Genomic DNA, 20,755 nt, shown 5'->3' on the forward strand with positions numbered 1-20,755 from the left:
AATATAAGGAATTTTTTTACATGAAAAAGACAATAATAGTAATGCCAGTAGCCAATGAAGGCGAGACAATGGCAAGCCTTTTGGACAGAATCCTGGCGTTACCTTACGATAATCTGTCTGTATACCCGGTAGTAGACGATTACAGTACAGATAATACGGCAGACATTATCAGAAGCTATGAGAGCACTGGAAGAGTTAAGTGCATATACTATAAAGAGAGTAAAGGCGTTATCAGCTGCTATCTTGAGGGCTTTAGAAGAGCAATTGAGGACGGAGCTGAGCAGATCATCGAGATGGACGGTGGCGGAAGCCACAAGCCAGAGGAAATCCCACAGTTTATTGATAAGCTTAATGAAGGTTATGACTGTGTCTGGGGCTCAAGATTTATAAATGGCGGCGGAACAGATAATCAGCCAATGTACAGAAGATTTCTTAGTAGTGGCGGAACAATCCTTTCTAACGCAGTACTTGGAACCAAACTTAAGGATATGACCAGCGGCTTTGAGGCTTTCAAGGTTGATATTTTAAAGGGCATGGACCTTAATGCCTTCCTATCTACAGGTCACATGTACCAGACAGAGATGCGTTTCTACTGCAGGAATCTTAACACCGTTGAAGTGCCAATCCACTACACAGGCAGTACTTCAAGTCTTAAGATGAGGTCAGTAACAGAAGCGCTTAAGATTTTATTTATGCTCAAAAAAAATGAGAAAAAGGTAATGAGATGAAGGTAAAATATCTTATTCTTGGCGCAGGCCCAACAGGTCTTAGCGTTGCTAATTATCTTTTGAATAATGGAGAAAAGGACCTTCTGCTTCTTGAGGCAGAGGGAGAAGTTGGCGGCCTTTGCCGCTCCAAAGATATAGATGGCGCACCTCTTGATATAGGAGGTGGGCATTTTTTGGATGTAAGAAGACCAGAAGTCTGTGAGTTTCTCTTTGGCTTCATGCCAAGGGATGAATGGGATTCTTACGAACGTGACAGTCGTATCAGATTTAAAACCTTCGAGCTTCATCATCCATTTGAAGCCAATATCTGGGAGCTTCCAGAGGATGAGCAGCAAAAGTTTCTTGATTCAATCTCAGAGGCAGGCTGCAACACAGGAGCGAAAAAGCCTGAGAAATTCATTGACTGGATAACCTGGAAGCTTGGCGATAAGATCGCAGAGGAGTACATGCTTCCCTACAATCGCAAGATGTTTGGAGACAACCTCAATGACCTTGGAATCTATTGGCTGGATAAGCTTCCTGACGTTAGCTACGAAGAGACCTTGGAGTCCTGCAGACAGAAGAAGGCCTTTGGTAAGCAGCCTGGTCATGCACAGTTCTTTTACCCCAAGAAATACGGCTATGGCGAGATATGGCTCCGCATGGGAGATGCTCTGGGAAATGCCCTTAAGACCTCAGAGAAGGTAAAAGAGCTAAATCTCACCGACAGAAGTGTCAGGTTGGGGGATGGAACCCAGATAGAGGCAGAGTTCATCATTACAACTATTCCATGGAGCTCTATAGAGCTTAAGAATGCGCCACAGGAAGTTGCAGATGCAGCAAAGAGCCTTAGACACACATCGATCGAGGTCACATACCATGAAGAGGATATGGATACTGATGCTCAGTGGATCTACTTTCCAGATGAGGATAAGGACTATCACAGAATCCTTGTTAGAAAGAACTTTTTCCCTGGTGCCAAGGGCTATTGGACCGAGACCAGGTCAGAGAGATACAGACAGGCGCAAGGAAGCATTAACTTTACTTCCGAGTACGCATATCCAATAAATACGCTGGATAAGCCAAACCAGATAGGATGTATCCTTAGATTCGCCAAGGAAAATGGTGTGTACGGTGTTGGAAGATGGGGAGAGCATACCCACTACAATTCCGACGCTTCTGTACAGCTTGCGATGAACTTGGCAAAAGAGCTTTTATCATAACCACTATTAGTCTGGAGACAGTATGGAAAAGAAAAAAAGTAAGATAATTCTCAGCGCATTAGTGGCGCTTTTATGTGTTATAACTCTTGTCTTTCTTGGAAAGACAGTTCCTGAGGTGCAAAGAACATCTCAGAAGCTTCCAAAGCTTGGCTCAGAGCCAATATATGTGGAGCTTAACGATGGAGAGCCACTCACAAGAACCTATACCAATACCTCTGGAACAGTGGACGTAATGGGCCTTGAGGTTCTTTTGTTAAATATCGGCGACGATGTAGCTACCACAGGCAGTGAGCAGAATCTGGAGATCAAGGTTTCTGATGACAAGGGACATGAAGTGTCCGTTTCTACAGTTCAAATTTCTGAGATGTCTTCAGGACAGTGGTACAACGCAGGTACCAGCTTTACCATGGAAAACGGTGCCACATATTCCTTTACATTTGTAGCCCATGGCTGCAATCCATATTTCATGCAGGTTAACGGGTATGAGCCTGGAATATCCATTGGCTTTGATGTTGTAACTGACAAGAGTGTCACCTATGGAGAGATGTTCTATTTCTCAGTTCCAGTGGTGATCATAATAGCTCTTTTGTTGATAACTTATCTGTTGTACCCGGCGTTCTTTTTATCATTTAAGAAAAATGACAGGACATATAAGATCTTTTCACCAGTATTTTTGGTGCTTTTATTTATAGCATTGGCTCTTAAGATATATCAGGCATCCTACGTGGATAGTGTATATATCTCAGCGGATTCAGACGGATACTTGAGAGAGGCAGTAAACCTCCTTAAGGGACATGGCTTTTCCTATGAGGGAATCGCTGGATATAAGAGCCACTTCGCCAACTGGCCTATTGTATACCCTGCAATGATCGCCTTCGCCATGATGTTAACTGGCGCAAATGCTTATCTTGCCAGCAAATATGTGGCTATGGTCATGATCGCAGCTATATTTGCAGTACTTTATGTGATCTATAAAGAAAAGGCCTGGTTATATGGCCTTTCATTTACAAATCTAGGCTTCATTACAATGTGCTATTACACCTGGAGCGAAGTTCCATTTGTACTGTTCCTTTTACTGTTTTCAATTGCCTTTAGCAGGATCATCAGTGAGAGCAGCCCTAAAACAAGGGATTATGTGCTCCTTTCTGCTTCAGGAATACTGGCCTTCCTCACCAGATACTTTGGAATCTACCTGTGGTTCATGGTTGGACCTTATTGGCTATATCTTTTGGCAAGAATGATAAAAGAGAAGCTGGCGCCAACTAAGAAGATCTATAAGGATAAGCTTATTGGAATATTTGTATCAGGAACGGTCTTTGTTGTTACTGCCTTTTCATATCTTCTTATGAACAAGAAGCTGAACGGCTATCCAACTGGTGTAAGCCGTGGAACCTGGTGGGATGACTACGCAGTACTTACAGATGATCTGTTTAAGAGCCTTATGACTGAGATCTTTAACGTATTTTCAGTAGAAACCCCGGAATTTATCAGTGGCCTTTCTGTTAAGATATCAGCTCTTTTCATATTCCTGGTGATGGGGCTCATATTCTACTGTGTGGTTACTGCCAAGAAAAAGAACCCTCTTAACCTGGTGCTTATCGTGAATGCGGCGGTTTATTATGTGATATTCATCATTGTCAGATACAGATCCAGCATGGATACCTTCTATTTCCGCTTCTTTGCACCGGCAACAGTGCTCCTGGTTATGGGACTTGTAGGAATCTTTGTTGATAATGGCATTGATAAGAAGAGACTTCATGGCTTTTCTGTGCTGGCTATGGGAACAGTGATCATTGTAATTATCGGCTTCATGGTTAAGTCAGAGACCTGGAACACAGAGCAGAAGGCCTATGAGATAGTTACAGGAACCTGGGATAGCCAGTATGCCAATATTCCAGAGAAGAGCGTGATCATCTGGAGTGATATGGACTACAGAAGCACCTGGTATCGTCCAGATGTGTATAATGGCGATCTGTATAGTGGAGATACCTGGGAGAGTCTTCAGGAACGATATTTCGCATCAGGCCATCTTTGCATCAAGAAAGAGGATGCCCAGGCTCTTATTGAGATAAGCGACTATGACAGCAGCATTTTGGACAGATTTAAGGAAGCGATAGAGAAATCAGACGAAAATAGCAAATATATAGTTATGGAACTTAACTAATTCATTAACCCCCTGTGTTTATCGTAAGCACAGGGGATTTTTAACGATTCATGAATGACGATTTTACGTATATTTTATGGAATTGTCTGTTTTTTTGCGGTAAAATAAGCTTGTGCATTGCAAATTCGATAGTAATAGCATAATCTAGACTACAAATTGTATATCACGAGGAGGCAACATGAAGAAAAAGCAGCTATCTTTTGATAAGGACCTATTTAAGCGAAGTGTCCTGTACAATGTTAAGACTCTCTACAGAAAGACTATGGAAGAAGCAACGCCTCAGGAAATTTATCAGGCAGCTGCATATGCCATCAAAGATGCCATCGTTGATCATTGGATGACCACACAACGTGCTGTGGCTGAACAGGATCCTAAGACTGTTTATTACATGTCCATGGAATTCCTTATGGGAAGAGCCTTTGGTAACAACCTCATCAACCTTCAGGCCTATAAGCCGGTTAAGGAGGCTCTTGATGAGCTGGGAATAGACGTTAACCTTGTTGAGGACCAGGAACCGGATCCAGCTCTTGGAAATGGTGGTCTTGGACGACTGGCAGCGTGCTTCCTTGATTCCCTTGCGACCTTAGGATATCTGGCTTACGGCTGTGGTATCAGATACAAATATGGTATGTTCCGTCAGAAGATTCAGGACGGCTATCAGGTGGAAGTTCCTGATACCTGGCTTGAGAACGGCAATCCATTCGAGCTTAGAAGAAGCGAGTACGCCAAAGAGGTTAAATTTGGCGGTTATGTAAATATGTACACCGATGACTATGGAAGAACAGTCTTCAAGCAGGAAGGCTATCAGGTCGTTAAGGCTGTGCCTTATGACCTGCCAGTTCTTGGCTATGGAAACGGTGTGGTAAGCACCCTTAGAATCTGGGATGCGGAGCCTATTCAGTGCTTCCAGCTGGATTCCTTCGATAAGGGCGATTATCAGAAGGCTGTAGAGCAGGAGAACCTTGCAAGCCAGCTCTGCGAAGTCCTTTACCCTAACGACAATCACATTGCAGGAAAAGAGCTAAGACTTAAGCAGCAGTATTTCTTTATCTCTGCTTCTGTTCAGACTGCGATCAAGAGATATCTTAAGAGACATGATGATGTAAGACATTTCCATGAAAAGAACGTATTCCAGCTCAACGACACACATCCAACTGTTGCGGTAGCTGAGCTTATGAGACTTCTCATGGATGAGTATTACCTTTCATGGGACGAGGCCTGGGATGTTACAACCAAGACCTGCTGCTACACTAACCACACCATCATGGCAGAAGCCCTTGAGAAGTGGCCGGTAGATCTTTTCCAGAGACTTCTTCCTAGAATTTATCAGATCGTTGATGAGATCAACAGAAGATTTGTGGATCAGATCATGCGTAAATACACTGGTTCTGCAGGAATCGATGTTCAGGCCAAGATCAGAAGCATGGCAATCCTTTATGATAACCAGGTTAAGATGGCTCACCTTGCCATTGTTGGCGGCCATTCTGTTAACGGTGTTGCCAAGCTCCATACTGAGATCTTAAAGCAGAGAGAGCTTAAGGATTTCTATGAGATGATGCCTGAGAAGTTCAACAACAAGACAAATGGTATCACTCAGAGAAGATTCCTTATGCATGCTAATCCACTTCTTGCAGACTGGGTAACAGATAAGATTGGAGATGGCTGGATAACAGACCTTTCTCAGATGGATAAGTTAAAAGAGTTTGTGGATGACAAGAAGGCTCAGAAGGAGTTCATGGATATTAAGCTCAAGAACAAGGAAAGACTTGCGGCTTATATCTTAGAACACAATGGAATCAAGGTTGATCCTAAGTCAATCTTCGACTGCCAGGTTAAGAGACTTCACGAATATAAGAGACAGCTCCTTAATATTCTGCAGGTTATCCATGTTTATGATGACATTAAGAACCATCCTGCCAAGGACTTCTATCCAAAGACCTATATCTTTGGAGCAAAGGCAGCAGCTGGTTATCTGACAGCCAAGCTTACAATCAAGCTTATTAACTCAGTGGCAGAGGTTGTTAATAACGATCCTGATATCAAGGGTAAGCTTAAGGTTGTATTCATTGAGGATTACAGAGTATCAAACGCTGAGCTTATCTTTGCAGCAGCAGATGTATCAGAGCAAATCTCTACAGCAAGTAAAGAGGCATCTGGTACAGGTAACATGAAGATGATGCTTAACGGCGCAGTTACTCTTGGAACTCTTGATGGTGCTAACGTTGAGATCGTCAATGAAGTTGGAGAGGAGAATGCCTTTATCTTTGGTCTTACTTCTCAGGAAGTTATCGACTATGAGAAGAATGGCGGCTACGATCCAATGCAGATCTACAACAGCAATCCTAATGTTAAGAGAGTTCTTGATATGATGGTTGATGGCACCTTCTCTAAGGATAAAGAGCTATTTAGACCTTTGTACAACTGCCTGCTTAATACAATCAATTCTAACAAGGCAGACCAGTACTTCATCTTGAAGGATTTTGAGTCCTATCTGTCAGCTCAGAAGAGAATTTCTGAGGCCTATACTGACAAGAAGCGCTGGGCTAAGATGGCTATGATGAATACTGCATGCTGCGGTAAGTTCTCATCTGACAGAACTATTCAGGAATATGTTGATGAGATCTGGCATCTGGACAAGCTTGAGATTGAAGTTAAATAAAGACATATTAAAGGGTGGTCACATCATAGTGACCACCCTTTTTGTTTGATTATAATTCTAATTATTTAATTTGGATCGTTGGATTCAAGCTGTCTTTCCTCAATAAGCTTTTCAACCTGGGCAAGATGTTCCTTGCTGCTGATGTTGTCACCCTTAGGAAGGGACTTCCTGTAGGCTGAAGGAGACATGCCACATTCCTGTCTGAAGGCCTTGGAAAATACCAGTGGATCTGAGTAGCCACAGGAAATGGCAATTGACTCAATAGGAATCGAGGTGAGCTGAAGTAGCTCTTTTGCCTTAGCGATACGATAGCTGGTCAGATACTGCTGAGGCGAGATTCCAAGGGCGTTCTCAAAGAGTGTATATAGATAGCTTCTGTTGATACAGACGTAGTTGGCGATGTCAGTAACCTTGATAGGGTTACAGTAATTGCTTCGGATATAGGCCTGGGCGCGGTTTACGTAGTAATTGCCGCTGCCTGAGTCGCTCTTTTGGGAGACACTTATACCTGAGGCAATAAGGGATAAGAACAGTGAAAGAAGACCGTTTCGCCTAAGCACATCCTCTACACTGAAGGTGTTGTGGTCCATCATGTCCTTGACAATGTCATAAATGGGCTTGGAAGCTTCACTCTTAAATACAGGCTGCTGAAGTGACAGGCCCAACTGAGAAACGATCTCGCCAGCGCGTCTTCCTCCAAATCCGATCCAGACATAGGTCCAAGGGTCCTTGTCGTCTGAAACGTAGTAGGCAAGCTCGTCAGGAACGATCAAAAAGCCATAGCCTTCCTCCAGATCGTATTTATTGCCACCGATAGAAAAGCGTCCCTTACCGCTTAGGCAGTAATGAATCATAAAGTGTGGCTTAAGGGCCGGGCCAAAGCTGTGACCAGGCAGAGTCTGGGACAGACCACAGCAGTATACGTACAGATCATCGGTTTCTTCGGTATTAAAAAGAAGTTTATAAGCCTTTTCCATCTTTTCCCTTTCAAGAGCTTTGTTACTATTCATTTTAACGAGATGTTTTTGGGCTTGCAATCGTTTCGATAATTGTATTTTAGAGGTTATTATATTAAAATGTATTAAGCGTTTTATGAAAAAGGTTTAAGTATTGATACGGAGGGTGTTTTGAGCAATAACATTAATGATCTTAATTCCATAGGGAATGAGATTTATGAGGCTGTAACTAAAGCTGTTGAAAGCCAGAATTTCACTGAGCTTGCCAACCAGATTAAGAAGACAGTTAGTGATGCCACTAAATCTATCAACATCAGCACAGGATATGCTTCAGTTCCTAAGAAGACATATTATGCTAGTGGCAAGAAGAACCAAACTGTTTATACAGTGCCTAATAATAACGTTAAGCCAGTCACATGCCCTTTCTTGTGGAAGAGGGTCAGTAAGTACGATGGACTTCCACAGATGATCCTGTCGGTAATTCCGGCAATACCATTTTTTGTATTTTTCATATTGTCACTTACATCAGCCAGCATAGTTGGCTCTGCTATCTTTGGTATATTACTTGCCATGTGCGGCTTTGTTTTCTTCAAAGGAGACAAGAAGCTTAAGCTTTCATCCAAGTACTATCAGTATGGTAACAGATTGTGGGGCAAGGAATACTTTAAGGTAAGCGATCTGGCTAAGGTTGTGATGAAATCAGATGATGAGGTTCGCAAGGACCTTAAGAATATGATCAAGATGGGCTATCTTCCAAGAGCCAAGTTTGATTCAACAGAGACAACCCTGATGATCACAGATGATGCATATCAGCTTTATCTTGGAGCTGAGAAGGACAGAGTAGAACGAGAAGCCAAAGAGCTTAAGAGAGATACTCTCATCAAAAAGAGCGCTGAGGTTCCTGGTAATCTTCCACCTAAGGTACGCGAGATCTTAAGGGATGGTCAGGAGTACATCGCCTTTGTTAAGAGCATCAATGACGTAATTCCAGATACAGACGAGATGTCTACTAAGCTTTATCACTTAGAGGACATTATGAATAAGATTTTTGAGCAGGTTAAGAAGGAACCACAGAGCGCCGATGAGCTTCACAAGCTTATGAATTATTACCTGCCAACAACTAAGAAGCTGTTACAGGCTTATATAGAGCTTGATAAGCAGAATCATGAAGGCGAGAATATCAGTCAGACCAAGAAAGAAATAGAATCTGCTATAGACACCATCAACATGGCTTTCGAGAATCTTTTGGATAGTTTGTTCCAGGATATGGCCTGGGATATTTCATCAGATATCTCAGTAATGAAGACCATGCTGGCTCAGGACGGACTTACAACTGAGGGCCAGGGCGTGGCAATGCAGATGAAAAGATAATAATACCCGTGGGGGTCAAGGAGGAAAACATGGCAGAATTAAATTTTGACACACAGCCAGCAGCACCTACATTATCATTTGGGGCAGAGGCTGCTACAGCAACAGAAGAACCAAAGGCTGAGAAGAAGGTATCTGATATCGCAGCAGATGCTCAGCTTACAGAGGAAGAGCTCAAGCAGGTTGAAGAGTTCAGTAAGCAGATAGATATCACAAATACAACAGGAATCATGAACTACGGTGTTGGAACTCAGAAGAAGCTTGCAGATTTCTCTGAGAAGGCAATCGACAACGTTAAGACTAAGGACATGGGCGAAGTTGGTAACATGATCACTGATCTTGTTGGCCAGCTCAAGAACTTCGAGATCGCAGAGGACGAGAAGGGCCTCAAGGCTCTCTTCAAGAAGAGTGCTAACAAGATCGAGATGATGAAGGCTAAGTACAGCAAGGTTGAGACAAACGTTGAGACCATCAGCCACGAGCTTGAGAGACATCAAGTTACTCTTATGAAGGACGTTGAGCTTCTTGACAGAATGTATGACCTTAACCTCAACTACTACAAGGAGCTTTCAATGTACATCCTTGCTGGTAAGAAGAGACTTGAGGAAGAGAGAAACACTACTCTTGTAGAACTTCAGAAGAAAGCAGCAGAGTCAGGACTTCCTGAGGATGCTGAGGCAGCGAAGGACTTCGCTAACAAGTGCGACAGATTTGAGAAAAAGATCTATGACCTTGAGCTTACAAGAACAATCGCTATGCAGACTGGTCCACAGATCCGTATGGTACAGAGCTCAGATACAGTAATGGCTGAGAAGATTCAGTCTACAATCGTTAATACAATTCCTCTTTGGAAGAACCAGATGGTTATCGCCATCGGTATCGAGCATGCAACTCAGGCTGCTCAGGCTGAGAGAGAAGTTAACGATATGACTAACAAGCTTCTTAGAAAGAATGCAGATGCTCTTAAGGTTGCTACAATCGAGAGCGCTAAGGAAGCTGAGAGAGGAATCGTTGATATCGAGACTCTTAAGCACACTAACGAGACTCTTATCTCAACTCTTGATGAAGTTCTTAAGATTCAGACAGAGGGTAAGGCTAAGAGACACGAGGCTGAGGCTGAGCTTGCTCAGATCGAGAGCCAGCTCCGTGATAAGCTTATCGAGGCAGCTAAGAACTAAGGATAGTAAATTATATTATACGGATTGCTCCACTTACGTTGTCGCAATCCTAAAAAACATTCGGAATCCGCACGGTTCGTGCTACTTCCTCATGTTTTTTAACTCACTAAAGAGCACCGAACTATGCATATAAATATGCAGTTCGGTGCTCTTTGTTAGTACTATAATATAACATTTTGACAGGTGTTAGAAACAATTTGATATAGTAATACAAAGGGGTTAAGGTTAATATAGACTCACATAAAACAACTAATTGAATTTTACGAAAGCCTAGCGCTTCAAGGAGGATTAGATGATCGATCAGAATATGAAACAGGCCGTACTCGACAGTTTTGAGAAGGTATTTGGCAGTAAGGATGGAGTAAAGGCATATTTTGCTCCAGGTAGAGTTAATCTTATCGGAGAACACACAGACTATAACGGTGGACACGTATTCCCATGCGCGCTCACAATTGGTACATATGCTGCTGTTAAGAAAAGAGATGACAACAATATCCAGTTTTATTCAGTAAACCAGGAGAAGTTCGGTGTATATGGAACAACTCTTGATGAAGAGCTTAAGCCATCAGACAAAGCTGGCTGGACTAACTATCCAATCGGTGTTGTTTGGGCATTTGCCAAGAGAGGAATGAAGCTTGATAAGGGCTTTGACATGGTTATCTATGGCAACATTCCTAATGGTTCAGGTCTTTCATCATCAGCTTCTCTTGAGGTTCTTACAGGATTTATCTTAAGAGATCTCTATGGATTTGATGTTACTAACCAGGATATCGCCCTTATTGGACAGTATTCAGAGAACAACTTCAATGGCTGCAACTGCGGCATCATGGATCAGTTTGCATCTGCTATGGGTAAAGAGAATAACGCTATCTTCCTTGATACAGCAGATCTTTCTTACGAATATGCTCCTATCAGCTTAAAGGGAGCTAAGATCGTTATCGCTAACACTAACAAGAAGCACAAGCTTACAGATTCTCAGTACAACGCAAGGCGCAGCATGTGTGAAGAGGCTCTTGCTATCCTTCAGAAGAAGCTTGATATTAAGGCTCTTGGCGATCTTTCAATCGAAGAGTTTGAGGCTAATAAAGATCTTTTAACAGATCCAGATATGCAGAAGAAGGCTAAGCACGCTGTATATGAGAACCAGAGAACAATCGAGGCAGTTAAGGCCCTTAAGGATGGCGATCTTGAGCACTTTGGTAAGCTTATGAGACAGTCCCACGAATCACTTCGTGATGACTATGATGTAACTGGTGTTGAGCTTGATACCCTTGCTGAGGAGGCTTGGAAGGTTCCTGGCGTCATCGGATCAAGAATGACAGGCGGCGGATTTGGTGGCTGCACAGTTTCTATCGTTAAGGATGAGGCAATTGAGAACTTCAAGAAGGTAGTTGGAGAGAACTACAAGAATAAGATCGGCTATGATTGCACATTCTATACTGTTGAGATCGGTAATGGTCCAGAAGTGATTTAAGCGTTAAGGAGATTAGAAATGATGGTTAATGATGCAATAAAAAGACTTGTTGCATATGGCGTTAAGACAGGCCTGGTGGAGAAAGAGGATATTATCTACACAGTTAATTCTCTTTTGATCCTTCTTGGATTGGATTCCTGTGATATTGAGATCGCTGATGTTCTTGAAACTGCAGAGGCTATTCCTTCAGATAAGGTTGAGGATGGCACATATCTTGAGGAGGTTCTTGGAGCACTTGATGATTATGCTGCTGAGAATGGCCTTATCGAGAATGACAGCGTTGTATACAGAGATCTTTTTGATACAAGGCTTATGGGCGAAATGACTAAGCGTCCAAGCGAAGTGATAAAAGAGTTTAAGGCTCTTTATGAAGAGAGTCCTGAGAAGGCTACAGATTTTTATTACAACTTCTCTAAGAATACTGATTACATCAGACGCTACAGAATTGCTAAGGATATGAAGTGGGTTTCACCTACAGAGTACGGTGATCTTGATATTACTATCAACCTCTCTAAGCCAGAGAAGGACCCTAAAGCAATTGCTGCTGCAAGAAATGCTAAGCAGAGCGGATATCCTAAGTGCCAGCTTTGCTGGGAGAATGAGGGCTATCAGGGAAGAGTGGATCACCCTGCAAGAGAGAACCACAGAATCATTCCTGTAACCATCAATGATTCAAAGTGGGGCTTCCAGTACTCACCATATGTATATTACAACGAGCATTGCATCGTGTTTAATTCACAGCACATTCCTATGAAGATTGAGCATGATACATTCTGTAAGCTCTTTGATTTTGTTAAGCAGTTCCCACACTATTTCGTTGGTTCCAATGCAGACCTTCCAATAGTTGGCGGATCAATCCTTAGCCATGATCATTTCCAGGGTGGTCATTATACCTTTGCAATGGCCAAGGCAGAAGTTGAGAGAAGCTTTACAGTTAAAGGCTTTGAGGATGTTGAAAGCGGCGTAGTTAAGTGGCCTATGTCTGTTATCAGACTTGCAGGCACAGATGTTTCAAGAATCATTGAGCTTGCTGATGTGATCCTTGGTGCATGGAGAGGCTACACTGACGAGGATGCATTTATCCTGGCAGAGACTGACGGAACACCTCACAACACAATCACTCCTATCGCAAGAAAGAGGGGAGATAAGTTCGAGCTTGATCTTGTCCTTAGAAACAATATAACAACAGATGAGCATCCACTTGGTGTTTACCACCCACATAAGGAGCTTCATCATATCAAGAAAGAGAATATTGGTCTTATTGAGGTTATGGGACTTGCAGTACTTCCAGCAAGACTTAAGACAGAGATGAGGGATCTTAAGGCAGCAATCCTTAAGGGCGAAGATCTTAGAAAGGACGAAGTCCTTGAAAAGCACGCTGATTGGGTTGATGAGTTCTCTAAGAACTATGATTCCATCACAGAAGACAATATAGACAATATTTTACAGACAGAAATTGGAAAAGTATTTATGCATGTCCTGGAGGATGCAGGTGTATATAAGCGCACCCCACAGGGACAGGAAGCATTTGACAGATTTATACGATCTTTGAATTCTCTATAAGATCTACGATTTGCTGGCGGCTAAGTGCGTTGAGTTCTTTGGCGATGGGCATGATTCCATCGAGCTTTTTATTGATCTCTTCTTCGCTTAGCCCCAGTTTTGTTTTATAAAGATCCACCAAAGTGCGGTAAGTGGCTGAGATATCAGTTCTTGTCTTAACTGCAAATTCTAAAACCTTGGTAGCTTCTGGATAGTAGCCAAGGTCGTATAAGAGCTGGCCCCATTTCTGAAGAGAAATTACAAGTGATGTGTAGTTCTGATCATACTGTGTAAGGGGAGTAATATTGGCTGTGCCATAGGCAAGCTTAAGATCGGTATTACTAATACCTGTCAGATTAACAATCTTTTCATTCTTAAGTGCAAGAACCTCTTCCTCGCAGGCTGTTAATGCCTCGTTGTCTGCTTCGAATCCGAAGGGAAGGGTATCTACAGGGATTTTGACATATTCAAGGGTGTCGAGGCTCTTTTTCCTGACATTGTTAGCCTGGGCCTCTTTTTCCCAGAAGTTTTCTTCGTTTTGTTCGACTTTACGACTGACACGGCGCATGCTGATATTGAAGATGACGCACAATACTATGAAGCTTGCTAAAAAGGGTAATTTCATCTATAATATCCTTTCAGTAAATCTATGATTTCCATTATCATAATAGCATATTTTTTTGTTTGAGGACGTATTATGAAAAAATTTGTTAAGGGCCTGTTATTACTGGCTTTAGTCCTGTTTTTCTGTCCTTGTATAACAGCTCATGCTGAAGATGGCAGAGTTATATCCAAGGGGGTTCATGTGGGGGATGTGGATGTTTCCGGCATGACAGTGACTGAGGCAACAGAAGCAATCAATAATTATGTGAATGAACTGAGCCAGAAGGAGATAGTTCTTTCTGCTGGTGAGGGTAAAGAGCTTACTATCACAGCCAGCGAGCTCGGTATTACCTGGAGTAATCCTGGTGTAATAGAAGAGGCCTATGCTCTTGGCCATGTGGGGAACGTGGTTCAGAGATATAAGGCTAACAAAGATCTTGAGAATCAGCCTGTAGTCTGCAGCCTTGAGTTTGGCTACGACGAAGAGGCTATTGCTGCTATAGTTGCAACATGTTCAGGAGAATTCAATCAGGAAACAGTTAATTACGGCCTTAAGAAGACTGGTGAGGGCTTTGAGATCACAGAAGGCCAGACCGGCTATCTTGTAGACGAGACTGAGTCCTCAACTGCCATTAAGAATTACATTGCAGATGGCATTACAGGAGATAATAATGTTGTAGCTCTTTCTGTTAAGGCTGATGAGCCACTGGGAAGTGCTGAAGATCTCGCAAAGGTTAAAGACGTCCTTGGAACCTACACTACAAGCTATAAGTCATCAGGCCAGGCAAGAAGTGCCAACGTTGCCAACGGCTGCTCACTTATTAATGGTACTACAGTTTATCCTGGAGAGGAGTTCTCTGTTCTTGATGTGATCACACCATTTTCAGAGGCTAACGGATATTACCTTGCAGGATCTTACTTGAATGGAGTAGTAGTTGAGAGCTTTGGCGGTGGAATCTGCCAGGTATCTACTACACTTTATAATGCAGTTCTTTTAGCAGAGCTTGAGGTTACAGAAAGACATTGTCATTCAATGATTGTTAACTACGTTTCACCATCAGCAGATGCGGCTATTGCAGAGTCTGGTGGTAAGAACTTCAAGTTCATCAACAATACAGATTATCCTATCTATATCGAGGGATATACAACTTCTGACAAGCACATTACATTCAATGTTTACGGCGTTGAGACAAGAGATGCCGGACATAAGGTTTCCTACGAGAGCGAGGTTATTGAGACAACACCTGCTTCTGCAGATAAGATTGTCACAGATCCATCCCAGCCTGTAGGATATGTAGGTGTTCAGTCTGCCCATATTGGTTATAAGGCGCAGCTTTGGAAGGTTGTAACAGAGAACGGAACAGTAACAAGCAGAGAAGTGGTTAATTCCAGCACATATCAGATGGTACCAAGGATCATTACTGTTGGTACTGCAGGTGCAGATGATGCGATGCTTAATCAGCTTAATACAGCTATTGCCACAGGTGATCTTGCAACAATCAAGTCTGTAGCTGGAGCTCTGGCGGCGGCTAAGAGTGCTGAGGGAACCGACGGTGCACAGGCGGCTCAGGAAGCGGCTCAGCAGGCTGTAGATGCAGCTAATGAACAGCTTCAGCAGCAGGCAGAAGCTAATCAGGATGGAGACGGCGGCGACGGCTGATCTTTGATCATCAAATTGTATATGTCTAGGAGTTATATGAGAATTGGCAAGATAACTGAGAATGCTTTGAAGCGTTCAGTTTTAAAACCATTACATACAGAATTTAAACATGACACAAGCGCAGCTGTAGGGACAGACTGCGCTTTTTCTGTGGATAAAAAGACTTTTTCCACCATTTGTCCGGTGACGGTGGACATTAGTGATCCGGGATTTTACGGTGTTGTAAAGGCAGCAAATGCACTGGTTGCGCAGAATATTCCATGTGATCATGTTGAGGTCAGCATTCTTCTACCTGTAGATAGTGAAGAATCAGTCCTTAAGAAGATCGTGGCAGATGCCATAGAGGGCTGTAAAGCAGTTGGTACCTTATATGCCGGAGGACACACAGAGGTTACTTCAGCGGTGAACAGACCCCTGGTAACTGTGACAGCTGTTGGGTCAGCCGAGGAAGATGATGCGCTCTTTGATAAGAAAGCCGCACCAGATCAGGACCTGGTAGTGACTAAGTGGGTAGGCCTTGAAGCCACAGCGATGATTGCCAAAGAGAAATATGATGAGCTGGCCACCAGATATCCATCCACATTTATCCATGATGCTATGGATTTTAAGAATATCCTTAATGTGAGAAAAGATATTGAGGCTGCCATGGAATCAGGAATCACAGCAGCTCACGATATATCAAATGGTGGTATCTTTGCCGCGTTATGGGAGTTTGCATCCAAAGCAGGTGTTGGCCTTGATGTGGACCTTAGAAGAATTCCTATAAGACAGGAAACAGTTGAAATCTGTGATCATTTTGGCCTCAATCCGTATCAGATCCTTTCAGGAGGAGCTCTTTTGCTATCAACTGACAATGGTGAAAGGCTGGTGGGAGATTTGCAGGAAAAGGGCATTCCCGCCGCGATAATCGGAAGAACAATAAAGGGAAATGACAGAATGATACATAATCTGGAGGAGGAGAGATACTTGGATCTCCCTCAGTCTGACGAGGCTCTTAAGATTTTATCCTAAGTCAGACAGATAAGTGTAGTATGATAGAATAGATGGACAAATAGACCAAAGGAGAGAAAGTATGGGAACAAGAGAAGAGATTTTAAACATCATCGAGAAGAACAGCAGAATTGATGTACATGAACTTAGTGTACTTCTTGGCGCGGAGGAGATACAGGTGGCCAATGAGCTAAAAGCTCTTGAGGAAGAAGGTATCATCTGCGGATACCATACTATGGTCGATTGGTCCAAGACCAGCATTGAGAAAGTTAATGCCCTTATCGAGGTTAAGGTTACACCTCAGAGAGGCCTTGGATTTGATTCAATTGCTGAGAGAATCTACAAATATCCTGAGGTTACAAGCGTATATCTTATGAGTGGTGGATTTGATCTCATGGTAATTCTTGAGGGCAAGTCTCTTCAGGAGGTTGCAAGCTTTGTAAGTAACAAGCTTTCAACTCTGGACACTGTTCTTAGTACCGCCACACACTTCATTCTCAAGAAGTACAAGGATCACGGTACAATTCTTACCAAGAAATATGAAGATACAAGGGAGATAATCACACCATGAGAAATCCAATAGGCAAGAAGGTTGTTGATATTAAGCCTTCTGGAATCAGAAAGTTTTTTGATATAGTGCAGGAGACGGAAGGGGCTATTTCTCTTGGTGTTGGTGAACCAGACTTTGATACACCCTGGCACATCAGAGACGAGGGTATCTATTCCCTTGAGAAGGGCAGAACCTTCTACACTTCCAATTCCGGATTAAAAGAGCTAAGAGTAGAAATTTCCAATTACATAAACAGGACACAGGGAGTAACCTATGATCCAATAAAGGAGATATTCGTAACTGTAGGTGGATCAGAGGCTATTGACCTTGCGCTTCGTGCTATGGTGGATCCTGGAGATGAGGTACTTATCCCTCAGCCAAGCTATGTATCCTATGAACCATGTACAATTCTTGCAGATGCTGTTCCTGTTTTCATTGAGCTTAAGGAAGAGAATGACTTTAGCCTTACAGCTGAAGAGGTTCTTGAGAAGGTTACAGACAAGACCAAGATCCTGGTTCTTCCATTCCCTAATAATCCTACTGGAGCCATTATTGGCAGGGAAGAGCTTGAGAAGATCGCTAAGGTTGTTATAGAAAAAGATCTGTATGTTATCTCAGACGAGATCTATAGTGAGCTTACATACAAGGATAAGCATGTATCAATTGTTTCTATCCCTGGCATGAAGGAAAGAACAATTCTTATTAACGGCTTTTCAAAGGCCTATGCCATGACCGGTTGGAGACTTGGTTATGCCTGCGGACCTGAGATTATCATGAAGCAGATGGTCAAGATTCACCAGTTTGCTATCATGTGTGCTCCTACAACCAGCCAGTATGCGGCTGTTGAGGCCCTTAGAAACGGTGATGATGATGTGGCCATGATGAGGGAAGAGTACAATCACAGAAGAAGATATCTTTTAAATGAGTTTAAGAGAATCGGTCTTCCTTGCTTTGAACCCTTTGGAGCCTTTTATGTATTTCCTTGCATCAAGAAGTTTGGCATGAGCAGTGATGAGTTCTGTACAAGGCTTCTTAAAGAGGAGAAGCTGGCAGTTGTTCCTGGCACAGCCTTTGGAGACTGCGGAGAGGGCTTTATTAGAATTTCCTATGCATATTCTTTGGAAAACCTTAAGACTGCCATGGAGAGATTTGAAAGATTTATTTCTAAGCTTTGATTTACTTTTGAAAAAGAAAGAGTGTCTGGAGTATCCAGACACTCTTATTTTGTATTGTTTATTCCATCTTGGTATCGAAGATGTTGGTCTCAAAGAATTTGTTGTAACCCTGCCAGCCAGGAGCAGTGATGTTAGCAAGAAGTTCTGTGAAGGTCTCCATCTTGGCATCAGTATTATCTGCAAGGTTAAGTGCTACAGCCTCCATAATGGATGGCTTCTTAGGTGAACCGTATTCGAATTCACCGTGGTGAGCAAGGATACAGTGCTGAAGCTCCTGCTTTAACAGCTCAGGGAAGCCTTCGATTGATCTTGCCTTCTCACCGATCATCTCACATCCCATAACGATGTGTCCAAGGAACTGTCCCTCGTCAGTGTAGTCATTAACTGGGAATAGGCTAAGCTCACGAGTCTTACCTATATCGTGGCAGATGGATGCAGTTAAGAGAAGATCTCTTTTAAGCATTGGATATGCTGTGCAGTAGTAGTCGCAGAGCTTGGTAACGCTAAGGGTATGCTCTAAAAGTCCGCCGATGAATCCGTGGTGAACAGTCTTAGCTGCGCTGGACTTCTTGAAGGCTGTGATAAAGGCCTCATCCTCAACAAAGAATTTCTCAAGGAGCTTTTTAAGATATGGGTTAGTGATGCTTCCGATAATACCAAGAAGCTCTTTGTACATTACCTCAATGTCCTTGGAAGAAACTGGAAGGTAAAGTGCTGGGTCGTACTCACCTTCGTGGCACTTTCTAGCTCTTTTTACATTGATCTGAAGAGCTCCGTTAAAGCTTGTAACCTCTCCAAATACATCAATGTAATCTGTGTCGTCGAACTCATCTATTCCGTCGCTGTTAGGCTCCCAGATCTTGGCATCGACAGTGCCTGTCTTGTCCTGGAGAGTAACAGAAAAGTACTCTTTGCCGTTCTTGGTAGTGGCGCTTAATTTGTGCTTACACATGTAGATGTCAGCAATGCGGTCACCGGGCTTTAAATCCTTGATAAACTTCATTAAAAAATCCTCATTTCTAAGTAGCTACTTCTGTGATCAGTCGTGGGTCGAACTGGACAGTGTCACAGATAGTTCTATTGTAATATAGTCTGTTGGTGCCTGACGCATAACAGTAACTGTTATTATATCATTTGGCTGTAATAGAGCAAGCTTGCCAATAAGCTGTTCATAGGTTGTAATCTCTGTTCCGTCAACTGAGGTGATAATGTCACCGCTCTGAAGACCTGCTCTCATGGCAGGAGAACTCATCTCAACGGAAGTGATGTAGGCGCCCTGAGGAATATTCTGGGCTGTCTGAATATCCTGTGGAATGGTGGTTCCGTGAACTCCCAGGTATGCCCTTTCTTTGCCATTTGAAAGATCCTCTATAAGGCTCTTCATCTCTGTGATACCAATGGCACAGATGTGGTTGGGAAGATCCTCTGAGTTGTAGGACATATCAATTATTCCAAGGACATGGCCCTCAAGGTTAATGAGAACTCCGCTTCCCTGGGTGCTTCCATAAATATCTGTTGTGAGAAGCTTGTAATCTGTATCTGCCAGGTCAAGAGGTGTCTTTTCAGAAGTGATGATTCCGTAGGCGATGGAATCCTGAACACCGATAGGGCTTCCGATTGCTATTACTGGAAGACCTGTAAGACCGTTGGAGTTGGAACTTCCAAGAGTTGCAACAACAATAGACTGTCTGGTGTTCTCTGTAAGAGTTGATCTCTTAACTGTGATGATGCACTGATTGGTGATTGAATCAATGAGACTTATCTCAGCGCTGGCATAGGCTCCGTTGTTGAAGGTGACGCCGATAGATTCTGCCTTTGACACCGCGGTTGCTGGAACAAGGATGAAGATAGATGTTCCGTTGTCTGCAACGATGAGGCCAGAAGCACTTCCGCTACTTTCGTAGGAGGAGCTGAACCAGTTGGTGTCGTTCTTGATGGTGGTAACAGTTACCATACTCTGGGCAGCAGATGTGGCAACTGCCTTAAGGGACTGCATAACCTTGCCATAATCGGAAGAGTCAAAAGAGTAGGAGGCGATAGCCTCATCGATCTGATCCTTCTGAGATGCCTCAAGACTTAGGGCTTCATCGGCAGCGATCTGACTGTCGTCTGCGTACATCTCCTCTGGAGAAAGCTCGTCGCTGGCTGACTCTTCTGGAAGAGAAACTACTGCAGGCTCCTTTTCCGGATATAGTCTGTTACTGAATATAGGCTGAAGCAGAAGGAAGGTAAGGCATGCAACTATGCCAAAGACCACAGCCATAGACACTGTGATAATGGTCCTTCTAAGAAGCTTCTTTCTGTTGATGGGTCGTTGTTTTATCTTTTCACTTATGAATTTGGTGTTGGCCAGATTCTCATTTTTATTATCGTCGGGACTTGCTGGCATGAATGAACCTCCCCATAGAAATATAATCTATATCATTATAGCTTCTTTTCACCTAGTAATAAAGCCGTTTAAATGATAAACTGTAGTTTGGATGATTATGTAACACAGTAGGTATTA

The 20,755-nt window shown here is 43.0% G+C and carries 16 protein-coding genes; 12 read left to right on the forward strand and 4 right to left on the reverse strand.

Annotated features, from left to right (window positions below; genetic code table 11):
• Positions 1–20: 20 nt before the first annotated feature.
• The 4 genes from T541_RS18785 to T541_RS0104125 all read left to right on the forward strand — a co-directional run bounded on the left by T541_RS18785 (position 21) and on the right by T541_RS0104125 (position 6,753).
• Positions 21–728, forward strand: coding sequence for a glycosyltransferase (locus T541_RS18785; protein WP_034465972.1), 708 nt, complete (start codon positions 21–23; stop codon positions 726–728).
• Positions 725–1,930 carry a protoporphyrinogen/coproporphyrinogen oxidase gene (locus tag T541_RS0104115; protein ID WP_026651480.1) on the forward strand — a complete coding sequence of 402 codons (1,206 nt, stop codon included), beginning with the start codon at positions 725–727 and terminating at the stop codon, positions 1,928–1,930. Before T541_RS18785 ends, T541_RS0104115 begins: the two co-directional genes overlap by 4 nt.
• A 22-nt stretch (positions 1,931–1,952) precedes the next feature.
• On the forward strand, positions 1,953–4,094 hold the full coding sequence (locus T541_RS0104120) for a hypothetical protein (protein WP_026651481.1): 2,142 nt from the start codon (positions 1,953–1,955) through the stop codon (positions 4,092–4,094).
• Between the two features lie 178 nt (positions 4,095–4,272).
• Positions 4,273–6,753, forward strand: coding sequence for a glycogen/starch/alpha-glucan phosphorylase (locus T541_RS0104125; protein ID WP_026651482.1), 2,481 nt, complete (start codon positions 4,273–4,275; stop codon positions 6,751–6,753).
• A 65-nt stretch (positions 6,754–6,818) separates the two neighbouring features.
• On the opposite strand, the gene T541_RS0104130 is transcribed toward T541_RS0104125, so the two are convergent.
• Positions 6,819–7,730, reverse strand: coding sequence for an AraC family transcriptional regulator (locus T541_RS0104130; protein WP_026651483.1), 912 nt, complete (start codon positions 7,728–7,730; stop codon positions 6,819–6,821).
• Between the two features lie 150 nt (positions 7,731–7,880).
• Between T541_RS0104130 and T541_RS18790 the strand changes: the two genes are divergently transcribed.
• From T541_RS18790 to galT, 4 genes are all read left to right on the forward strand, one after another.
• The gene (locus T541_RS18790; protein WP_051538084.1) at positions 7,881–9,080 is read left to right on the forward strand and encodes a 5-bromo-4-chloroindolyl phosphate hydrolysis family protein; all 1,200 of its coding nucleotides are present in this window, start codon (positions 7,881–7,883) and stop codon (positions 9,078–9,080) included.
• A 29-nt stretch (positions 9,081–9,109) separates the two neighbouring features.
• Entirely contained in the window at positions 9,110–10,255 is a 1,146-nt protein-coding gene (locus tag T541_RS0104140; RefSeq protein ID WP_026651484.1) for a toxic anion resistance protein, read from the forward strand.
• Between the two features lie 292 nt (positions 10,256–10,547).
• Positions 10,548–11,729: a galactokinase gene (locus T541_RS0104145; protein ID WP_026651485.1), complete on the forward strand. Its 1,182-nt coding sequence runs from the start codon at positions 10,548–10,550 to the stop codon at positions 11,727–11,729.
• Between the two features lie 21 nt (positions 11,730–11,750).
• Positions 11,751–13,292 (forward strand): UDP-glucose--hexose-1-phosphate uridylyltransferase, encoded by a 1,542-nt coding sequence (galT, locus tag T541_RS0104150; RefSeq protein WP_026651486.1) that lies wholly within the window; start codon positions 11,751–11,753, stop codon positions 13,290–13,292.
• On the opposite strand, the gene T541_RS0104155 is transcribed toward galT, so the two are convergent.
• Complete coding sequence (locus T541_RS0104155; RefSeq protein WP_026651487.1) at positions 13,267–13,896, reverse strand: hypothetical protein; 630 nt, start codon at positions 13,894–13,896, stop codon at positions 13,267–13,269. The genes galT and T541_RS0104155 overlap by 26 nt on opposite strands.
• Positions 13,897–13,968: 72 nt before the next feature.
• On the opposite strand from T541_RS0104155, the gene T541_RS0104160 reads away from it, so the two are divergent.
• The 4 genes from T541_RS0104160 to T541_RS0104175 all read left to right on the forward strand — a co-directional run bounded on the left by T541_RS0104160 (position 13,969) and on the right by T541_RS0104175 (position 18,249).
• The gene (locus T541_RS0104160; protein ID WP_026651489.1) at positions 13,969–15,534 is read left to right on the forward strand and encodes a VanW family protein; all 1,566 of its coding nucleotides are present in this window, start codon (positions 13,969–13,971) and stop codon (positions 15,532–15,534) included.
• 36 nt (positions 15,535–15,570) lie between these two features.
• Positions 15,571–16,545, forward strand: coding sequence for an AIR synthase-related protein (locus T541_RS0104165; RefSeq protein ID WP_026651490.1), 975 nt, complete (start codon positions 15,571–15,573; stop codon positions 16,543–16,545).
• Between the two features lie 61 nt (positions 16,546–16,606).
• The gene (locus tag T541_RS0104170) at positions 16,607–17,095 is read left to right on the forward strand and encodes an Lrp/AsnC family transcriptional regulator (protein ID WP_026651491.1); all 489 of its coding nucleotides are present in this window, start codon (positions 16,607–16,609) and stop codon (positions 17,093–17,095) included.
• Positions 17,092–18,249: an aminotransferase class I/II-fold pyridoxal phosphate-dependent enzyme gene (locus T541_RS0104175; RefSeq protein WP_026651492.1), complete on the forward strand. Its 1,158-nt coding sequence runs from the start codon at positions 17,092–17,094 to the stop codon at positions 18,247–18,249. The genes T541_RS0104170 and T541_RS0104175 overlap by 4 nt, the downstream gene beginning before the upstream one ends.
• 58 nt (positions 18,250–18,307) lie before the next feature.
• On the opposite strand, the gene T541_RS0104180 is transcribed toward T541_RS0104175, so the two are convergent.
• The gene (locus tag T541_RS0104180; protein WP_026651493.1) at positions 18,308–19,252 is read right to left on the reverse strand and encodes a 3'-5' exoribonuclease YhaM family protein; all 945 of its coding nucleotides are present in this window, start codon (positions 19,250–19,252) and stop codon (positions 18,308–18,310) included.
• Positions 19,253–19,288: 36 nt separating this feature from the next.
• Positions 19,289–20,638, reverse strand: coding sequence for a S1C family serine protease (locus tag T541_RS18795; protein WP_051538085.1), 1,350 nt, complete (start codon positions 20,636–20,638; stop codon positions 19,289–19,291).
• Positions 20,639–20,755 lie beyond the last annotated feature (117 nt).

Source organism: Butyrivibrio proteoclasticus P6B7 (assembly GCF_000622085.1).
In the GTDB taxonomy this organism is placed as follows: Bacteria; Bacillota; Clostridia; order Lachnospirales; family Lachnospiraceae; genus Butyrivibrio; species Butyrivibrio proteoclasticus_A.